This is a genomic window from Endozoicomonas sp. SESOKO3, from assembly GCF_024606255.1.
Window position 1 is genome coordinate 1 of sequence record NZ_JAHHPR010000112.1, and the last position, 1,717, is coordinate 1,717.

Consider the following 1,717-nt stretch of genomic DNA (forward strand, 5'->3'; position numbering starts at 1 on the left):
ACCTTGTGTGAGTAATCTTGATCACGCATTAATAAACGTGTATGTTTCAGCTATTTTTTTCTATACTCTTACCTGTTATTGGCCTAACGTCGGTTAACGGATGAAGATAAAGCAAGGTGTTGTTCTCGGTGAAGGGGGCAGATCACTAACAATAGAAAAAATAAACGCAGAAAATATCTATATACGAATGGCGCAAGGCAACCAATTGCGCATCATACCGGTCATCGTTGTTGGGGCGTTGTTAAAAGCGTTGGAAACAGGAAAAATTACGCTCCGGGACATTGATCGAACATATCGTAAAGAACATGATTTATCCCCTTTATTTGATTATCTTCATCTTGATTTTGACAAATATATTCTTGGTTATGACTCAACTATCAAGAGGATATGTGATTACGAGTTGAGTGCGGTTGAACCTGCAGAAGTATCTGAAAATAATCGACTCAACCTCCCCAAACCTTTCCTCCTTCTGGCCGGAATCTCCGGTACCGGTAAATCCCGATTTATCCGAAAGCAGGCAGAGTTCCATGATCCGGATGACCCTGAAGGGAACTTCTGTCTGATCCCGGTAAGGCCTGACTGGCATGAGCCCTCTGATCTCTTAGGTTATGTCTCCCGGGTTGATAAACCGAAATACATTGCCACCAAAGTGCTCGCGTTTATTATCCGTGCCTGGAAGTCGGTTGCGCCTGATGCCTCCGCAGCCGGAGCCGGAACTCTGAATTCTGCTTCACCACCCTATTGGCTCTGTCTGGATGAGATGAATTTGGCACCGGTGGAGCAATATTTTGCGGATTACCTATCGGTATTGGAAACCCGGGGTTTTAACGAGGCCGGAGAATATTGTTGTGAACCGTTGCTGGACTTGCAGGCACTGAATCAATCCGGTGACCTGAAGCTTCAGGCGGATTTAGGGCTTACAGATGATCCGCTGTGGGATTACTTTCAACAGCACGGCATCGGCATACCACCCAATCTGTTGGTGGCCGCTACCGTTAATATGGATGAAACCACTCATGGTTTTTCCCGCAAGGTGATTGACCGGGCACTGACTTTGGATTATGGCGAGTTTTATCCTAATGATTATGGCCAGTTCTTTGAGGGACAACCGGAGAATAAAGTATTTCACTGGTCAGTGTTGACCTCGGCCAGGCGGGAGCAGCTGACAGGTACCTTCGACACTGATGGAAAGCGTACGGTAGCCTTTCTTGACCGGGTGAATCAGGTGCTTAAACGAACCCCGTTTGAACTGGCCTATCGTGCCCTGAACGAGTTGTTGCTCTATGTGGCGTGTTTGCAACCTGGGGATGAGCAAACGCTACAGGCAGTTTGGGATGATTTCATGATGACCAAGGTCCTGCCCCGCATTGATGGTGATGAGGATAAGCTGCGAGTGGTGATCGGTGAGGATGCGGTCAAATAATAGGACACCCTTATATTTGACTTGTATAGATGTCCAGCTTCTTTATTATATGGATGTCCTTTTTCTTGTTTCTTGCTCTAACTGGCAGGCAGCCTGATCGCTTTGACATAAAGTCATGAATGTCAGCAGACTCTGAAATGAGTCTGTCGACATTCGCTGCTATTGCTGACAAGGTATAGTTTCAGGCAGGAGAAAAAGTGATGTTGAGCTTGTGCCCGGTGGCTTCAGCATATTTTTTCAGCATACCCAGGCTGGGTAGTGTTTTGCTGTTGGTGCTTTCAAGTCGGCAGATAC

At 46.6% G+C, this 1,717-nt stretch carries 1 protein-coding gene; it reads left to right on the forward strand.

The annotated features are described in order from the left end of the window. Nucleotides 1–100 precede the first annotated feature (100 nt). Nucleotides 101–1,423, forward strand: a complete 1,323-nt coding sequence (locus KDK18_RS01975; RefSeq protein WP_257252813.1) for an McrB family protein — start codon at nucleotides 101–103, stop codon at nucleotides 1,421–1,423. Nucleotides 1,424–1,717: the final 294 nt, after the last annotated feature.